The following is a 6,848-nucleotide window of genomic DNA, read 5'->3' as shown; positions in this document are numbered from 1 at the left end:
TCATCGTGGTCCTGGAGGCCATGAAGATGGAACAGCCCCTCAACGCCCACCGCTCCGGCACCGTCAAGGGCCTGAGCGCGGAGGTCGGCGCGTCCATCACGTCGGGCGCCGCGATCTGCGAGATCAAGGACTGAGACACCGTCGTGCGGACCGGTCCCGGTCCGCACGACATCCGAAGCGCCCGGTGGACCGGAACGGTCGGTCCGCCGGGCGCTTCGCCGTGTTCAGGTCCAGGTCCACGTGCAGGTCCAAGCCCAGGTCCAGGCCCAGGTGCAGGTCCAGGTGCACGCCGTGGTCCCCTACCGGAGCGGACCGGACCGGTCCGCTCCGCGCGGATCGGGTATCGCGCGGGTGAATGGGGTCGCGGCGGAGGAGGTCGCCCGTTCGGGTGAAAAGTGAGCACCGGCGCGGGCGTACCGCGCTTCCGGTGGGGGTGTACGGCTTCCGGCGGACGTGACCCGGCGGGCTCACACGGGGACGGCCGGACGGGCATCCGGAGTACGGCTCCAGCACGGGCCGGCACGATCCGTTGGGTGGGGGCCGCGACGGGCCGCCAGGAACCGGCGACCGGCCTCACCGGCGGTCGGCCTCACCGGCGGTCGGAAGGACGCAAGCGGTCGCCTTCGGCCAACTGGGCCGCCGCGTACCGTCATAGGTCACCACAGGCCGTCACGAACGGTCACGGCCGAGGTGGTCGGTGCCTCGCTCGATGCCGGACGGCGGGCTCGGCCCGCGCGTCGGAAGGCACCTCGGCCCCTACGTCAGCCCGTAAGTCGGCCTGTGCCTCGGGCCGTCCGTCGGTCGGCGCCTCGGTCAGCGGCGGCGTAAATCCGCCACCCGCGCCCGCTCTCCGGGGGACTGCTCCCCCAGCGAGGTCGCGCTGCGCAACTGAGGTCCGGCGCCCGGGACCTGACCGCGCCGCGGACCGGGGAGCGGCACGTCCCGGCGCGGCTGACGCCCCGCCGGGGCCGTATCGCCTCCCGTACCACCGCCCGACTGTCCCGCCACCGCGATCTGCACGCCCTGATCCGCCAGCGCCTGCAGTTCGGTGACCGCGCGATCGTCGTGCGCGGGCGGCTCGTCGGTCACCAGACGGGTGATCAGATCGGTCGGCACCGTCTGGAACATGGTGTCGGTGCCGAGCTTGGTGTGGTCGGCGAGGACCACGACCTCCGCGGCGGCCTGCACCAGCGCGCGGTCGACGGACGCCGACAGCATGTTGGAGGTGGACAGGCCGCGCTCGGCGGTGAGCCCACTGCCCGACAGGAAGGCCCGGGAGACCCGCAGCCCCTGGAGGGACTGCTCGGCACCGCTGCCCACCAGCGCGTAGTTGGAGCCGCGCAAGGTGCCACCCGTCATGACGACCTCGACACGGTTGGCGTGAGCCAGCGCCTGGGCCACCAGCAGGGAATTGGTGACGACGGTCAGCCCGGGGACCCGCGCGAGCCGGCGAGCCAGCTCCTGCGTGGTGGTACCCGCGCCCACCACAATGGCCTCGCCCTCTTCGACGAGACCCGCGGCGAGATCGGCGATGGCCGTCTTCTCGGCGGTCGCGAGATGCGATTTCTGCGGAAAGCCGGACTCCCGCGTGAACCCGCCCGGCAATACCGCACCGCCATGCCGGCGGTCGAGGAGTCCTTCTGCCTCCAGTGCGCGCACGTCCCGCCGTACGGTCACTTCGGAGGTCTGGACGACGCGGGCGAGCTCACGGAGCGACACGGCCCCGTTCGCTCGCACCATTTCGAGGATCAATTGGCGACGTTCTGCAGCGAACACGAAACTGACAGTAACCCCAACGACCGTCTGCTTTCAGCAGTTTGCGCCGAATAACAGAAGTTGTTCGCATGACGGGGTACGAAGTGGTATACGCGTCTACTCGCGCCGCCTATGCCGCGGGAATGGGCGGCAACTCCCCGTGACCAGCGGGAAATCGCTTTCGCCCGTCAGCCCTCGTCGGTCAGCTTACGGGTGTGCAACTGCCGGGCCACCTCGGCGATCGAGCCCGAAAGGGAGGGATACACGGTGAACGCGTTCGCGATCTGTTCGACCGTCAGATTGTTGTCGACCGCGATCGAGATGGGGTGGATCAGTTCCGAGGCGCGCGGGGCGACGACCACACCGCCGACCACGATCCCGGTGCCCGGACGGCAGAAGATCTTCACGAAGCCGTCCCGGATGCCCTGCATCTTGGCGCGCGGGTTGCGCAGCAGGGGCAGCTTGACGACCCGGGCGTCGATCTTGCCCGCGTCGACGTCGGCCTGCGAGTAGCCCACGGTGGCGATCTCGGGGTCGGTGAAGACGTTGGAGGACACCGTCTTGAGGTTCAGCGGAGTGACCGCGTCGCCCAGGAAGTGGTACATGGCGATACGTCCCTGCATCGCCGCCACCGAGGCGAGGGCGAAGACGCCCGTCACGTCACCGGCCGCGTACACGCCCGGAGCCGTGGTCCTCGACACCTTGTCGGTCCAGATGTGCCCGGAGTCCCTGACCTTGACCCCGGCCTCCTCCAGACCCATCCCGCTGCTGTTCGGAATGGCGCCGACGGCCATCAGACAGTGCGAGCCGCTGATGACGCGGCCGTCGGAGAGGGTGACCTCGACCCGGTCGCCGACCCGCTTGGCGGACTCGGCGCGCGAACGGGCCATGACGTTCATGCCACGGCGCCGGAAGACGTCCTCCAGCACCGCCGCCGCGTCCGGGTCCTCGCCCGGCAGCACGCGGTCACGGCTGGAGACGAGGGTGACCCGCGAGCCGAGCGCCTGGTAGGCGCCGGCGAACTCGGCGCCGGTGACACCGGACCCGACCACGATGAGCTCCTCGGGCAGCTCGTCCAGGTCGTACACCTGCGTCCAGTTCAGGATCCGCTCACCGTCCGGCTGCGCGTCGGGCAGCTCACGGGGGTGCCCGCCGGTGGCGATGAGGACGGCGTCGGCGACGAGTGTCTCCTCGGTGCCGTCCGCGGCGCGCACGACGACCTTGCGCGAGCCGTCCAGGGACTGCATGCCCTCCAGCCGGCCGCGGCCGCGCAGCACCCGCGCGCCTGCCCGGGTGACGGAGGCGGTGATGTCGTGCGACTGGGCCAGCGCCAGCCGCTTCACCCGGCGGTTGACCTTGCCGAGGTCGACCCCGACCACCCGAGCGGACCGCTCCGACGGCGGGGTGTCGTCGGCGACGATGATGCCGAGTTCCTCGTACGACGAATCGAAGGTCGTCATCACCTCGGCCGTCGCGATGAGGGTCTTCGACGGCACGCAGTCGGTGAGCACCGACGCCCCGCCCAGACCGTCGCAGTCGACGACGGTCACCTCCGCGCCGAGCTGGGCGGCCACCAGGGCCGCCTCGTATCCGCCGGGTCCGCCACCGATGATCACGATCCGAGTCACGTACTCCATTGTCCCGCACGCTTCAAGGTGCTGGCGCCCCGGGGGCCGCCGACCGCGCATTCGAGCTGCTTCTGTTACGCGGGAGACGCACGTGTCCACTGCCGTACCCTCGACCACATGTCGCTCTACGCCGCGTACGCCGGCAATCTCGACCCGCGGCTCATGACGCGCCGCGCCCCGCACTCGCCGCTGCGCGCCACCGGCTGGCTGAACGGCTGGCGGCTGACCTTCGGGGGCGAGCACATGGGGTGGGAGGGTGCGCTCGTCACCGTCGTCGAGGCGCCCCGTTCGCAGGTCTTCGTGGCGCTGTACGACATCGCCCCCCTGGACGAGGACTCCATGGACCGCTGGGAGGGCGTGGGCCTCGACATCTACCGCCGGATGCGGGTACGGGTGCACACGCTGGACGGCGAGGAACCCGCGTGGGTGTACGTACTGAACGGGTACGAGGGCGGCCTCCCCTCCGCGCGCTACCTCGGTGAGATCGCCGACGCGGCGGAGTCGGCCGGAGCGCCCCACGACTACGTGATGGAGCTGCGCAAGCGCCCCTGCTGACGCACGCGGCTCTTCGTTGGAAACGACAAGACAACGATCGCAGGACCGTGAGCTCTGTCATCTACGCGCGTAGGCCCGGACCGGCTACCCTCATGCGCGTGAACGCATCTCTTCTTCCGGACGACATCCAGGGCGACCCTTACGCCGCTGCCGACGCCGCCGCCACCCGCCTGCGGGAGCTCACGGGCGCCGAGACCCACGACGTCGCGCTCGTGATGGGCTCCGGCTGGGCTCCGGCCGCGGACGCCCTCGGCACCCCCGAGGCCGAGTTCCAGGTCACCGAGCTGCCCGGGTTCCCCCCGCCCGCGGTCGAGGGCCACGGCGGCAAGGTCCGCTCGTACCTGATCGGCGACAAGCGGGCCCTGGTCTTCCTGGGCCGCACCCATTACTACGAGGGCCGCGGGGTCGCCGCCGTCGCCCACGGTGTCCGTACGGCCGTCGCCGCCGGCTGCAAGACCCTCGTGCTCACCAACGGCTGCGGTGGCCTGCGCGCGGACATGCGTCCCGGTCAGCCGGTGCTGATCAGCGACCACATCAACCTGACGGCGACCTCCCCCATCGTCGGGGCGAACTTCGTCGACCTCACCGACCTCTACTCCCCGCGTCTGCGCGCCCTCTGCAAGGAGGTGGACCCCAGCCTGGAGGAGGGCGTCTACGCGCAGTTCACCGGGCCGCACTACGAGACGCCCGCCGAGATCCGGATGGCCCGCGCCATCGGGGCGGACCTCGTCGGCATGTCGACGGTGCTCGAGGCCATCGCCGCGCGCGAGGCCGGGGCGGAGGTGCTGGGCATCTCCCTCGTCACCAACCTCGCCGCCGGCATGACGGGCGAGCCGCTGAACCACGAGGAGGTCCTCCAGGCGGGCCGTGACTCCGCGACCCGCATGGGAGCGCTGCTCACCCAGGTCCTGGACCGGCTGTAGGGATCGCGCGCTCCGGTCCCCCGGTGCCGCCGTACGGCCCAGGGTGGGTGGGGGCGGGTCGCGTGGTTCCCCGCGCCCCCGGGTGACCCGGCCCGGGGCGCGGTAAGCCCTCCGCGGCCGGGTATACAGCAAGGCACCACAGACAGAGAGGTACACCCGACGTGCAGGACGAACTCATCGCACGGGCCGAGGCGTGGCTGGCCGAGGACCCCGACGCGGAGACCCGTGAGGAACTCGCCAAGCTCATCGAAGCCCGGGACGTCGCCGAGCTCACCGCACGCTTCAGCGGCACCCTCCAGTTCGGCACCGCGGGCCTGCGGGGCGAACTCGGCGCGGGCCCGATGCGCATGAACCGCGCGGTGGTCATCCGCGCCGCCGCCGGTCTGGCCGCGTACCTCAAGGCCGAGGGCGAGGCCGGCGGTCTCGTCGTCATCGGCTACGACGCCCGCCACAAGTCCGCCGACTTCGCCCGCGACACCGCCGCGGTCATGACGGGCGCGGGCCTGCGGGCCGCCGTGCTCCCCCGCCCCCTCCCCACACCCGTCCTGGCCTACGCCGTACGGCACCTCGGCGCCGTGGCGGGCGTCGAGGTCACCGCCAGCCACAACCCGCCCCGCGACAACGGCTACAAGGTGTACCTCGGCGACGGCTCCCAGATCGTCCCCCCGGCGGACGCCGGGATCGCGGCCGAGATCGACGCCGTCACCGGCCTGGACACCGTCCCGCGCCCGGACAGCGGCTGGGAGACCCTCGACGAGGGCGTCCTGAACGCCTACCTGGCCCGTACGGACGCCGTACTCGCCCAGGGCTCCCCGCGCACCGCCCGCACCGTCTACACGGCGATGCACGGCGTCGGCAAGGACGTCCTGCTCGCCGCGTTCGCCCGCGCCGGCTTCCCCGCCCCCGTGCTGGTCGCCGAACAGGCCGAGCCGGACCCGGACTTCCCCACCGTCGCCTTCCCGAACCCGGAAGAGCCCGGCGCGATGGACCTCGCCTTCGCGAAGGCCCGTGAGACGGACCCCGACCTGATCATCGCCAACGACCCCGACGCGGACCGCTGCGCGGTGGCCGTGAAGGGCCGCGGCGGCGCGGGCTGGCGGATGCTGCGCGGCGACGAGGTCGGCGCGCTGCTCGCCCGGCACCTCGTCGACCGCGGAGTCCGCGGCACCTTCGCCGAGTCGATCGTCTCCTCCTCCCTGCTCGGCCGGATCGCCGAGAAGGCGGGTCTGGCGTACGAGGAGACCCTGACCGGCTTCAAGTGGATCGCCCGCGTCGAGGACCTGCGCTACGGCTACGAGGAGGCGCTCGGCTACTGCGTCGACCCCGAGGGGGTGCGCGACAAGGACGGCATCACCGCCGCCCTCCTGATCACGGAGCTCGCCTCCCGGCTCAAGGAGGACGGCCGCACCCTGCTGGACCTGCTCGACGACATCGCCGTGGAGCACGGCCTGCACGCCACGGACCAGCTCTCCGTCCGTGTCGAGGACCTCTCGGTGATCGCGAACGCCATGCGCAGCCTGCGCGAACAGCCGCCGACCCGACTGGCGGGCCTGCCCATCACCCGGGCCGAGGACCTCACCCTGGGCACGGACACGCTCCCGCCCACGGACGGTCTGCGCTACACGCTGGACGGCGCCCGCGTCATCGTCCGCCCCAGCGGCACGGAGCCGAAGCTGAAGTGCTACCTGGAGGTCGTGGTCCCGGTCGGCTCGCACGCCGGACTCGCCGCGGCCCACGCCAAGGCCGCCGAGCTGCTCACGGCCATCAAGCGCGACCTGTCGGCGGCGGCCGGCATCTGACGCCCGCCCCGTGGGCCCACCGGGCGGGACCCGGTGGGCCCACGGATCAGGCCGGGGCGGGCCCACGGAGCCGGGACCGGGCGGGGCCCGCCGAGGACCCCGCACCACCCCTCCACCGCCCTTACGGGTGATTTCCGCCCGGCACTTGACGCAGCGCTCCCGTGCGCCGCCACCCGACCGAGGAACGG

At 72.1% G+C, this 6,848-nt stretch carries 6 protein-coding genes; 4 read left to right on the top strand and 2 right to left on the bottom strand.

Annotated features, from left to right (window positions below):
- Positions 1-134 (top strand): acetyl-CoA carboxylase biotin carboxyl carrier protein subunit (locus ACFVTC_RS28360; protein ID WP_385091732.1); only part of this gene is annotated, 134 nt, incomplete at its 5' end.
- Positions 135-813: 679 nt separating this feature from the next.
- Here the strand turns inward: ACFVTC_RS28360 and ACFVTC_RS28355 are convergent.
- Positions 814-1,776: a DeoR/GlpR family DNA-binding transcription regulator gene (locus ACFVTC_RS28355; protein ID WP_390131337.1), complete on the bottom strand. Its 963-nt coding sequence runs from the start codon at positions 1,774-1,776 to the stop codon at positions 814-816.
- A 167-nt stretch (positions 1,777-1,943) separates the two neighbouring features.
- Positions 1,944-3,482 carry an NAD(P)H-quinone dehydrogenase gene (locus ACFVTC_RS28350; RefSeq protein ID WP_390131336.1) on the bottom strand — a complete coding sequence of 513 codons (1,539 nt, stop codon included), beginning with the start codon at positions 3,480-3,482 and terminating at the stop codon, positions 1,944-1,946.
- Positions 3,483-3,500: 18 nt separating this feature from the next.
- Between ACFVTC_RS28350 and ACFVTC_RS28345 the strand changes: the two genes are divergently transcribed.
- From ACFVTC_RS28345 to ACFVTC_RS28335, 3 genes are all read left to right on the top strand, one after another.
- Positions 3,501-3,938 (top strand): gamma-glutamylcyclotransferase, encoded by a 438-nt coding sequence (locus ACFVTC_RS28345; RefSeq protein ID WP_390131335.1) that lies wholly within the window; start codon positions 3,501-3,503, stop codon positions 3,936-3,938.
- 98 nt (positions 3,939-4,036) lie between these two features.
- Entirely contained in the window at positions 4,037-4,861 is an 825-nt protein-coding gene (locus ACFVTC_RS28340; RefSeq protein ID WP_390131334.1) for a purine-nucleoside phosphorylase, read from the top strand.
- A gap of 161 nt (positions 4,862-5,022) precedes the next feature.
- A complete protein-coding gene (locus ACFVTC_RS28335; protein ID WP_390131333.1) occupies positions 5,023-6,660 on the top strand; it encodes a phospho-sugar mutase in 1,638 nt (545 codons plus the stop codon).
- Positions 6,661-6,848 lie beyond the last annotated feature (188 nt).

Origin of the sequence: Streptomyces sp. NPDC057950, from assembly GCF_042887295.1 — a bacterium.
Taxonomy (GTDB): Bacteria; Actinomycetota; Actinomycetes; order Streptomycetales; family Streptomycetaceae; genus Streptomyces; species Streptomyces kaempferi.
This window is presented reverse-complemented; position numbering and strand designations above follow the sequence as displayed.

Coding starts and splice junctions, on each gene's coding strand:
- ACFVTC_RS28345 (WP_390131335.1), top strand. CDS start 3,501: ATGTCGCTCTACGCCGCGTACGCCGGCAATCTCGACCCGCGGCTCATG.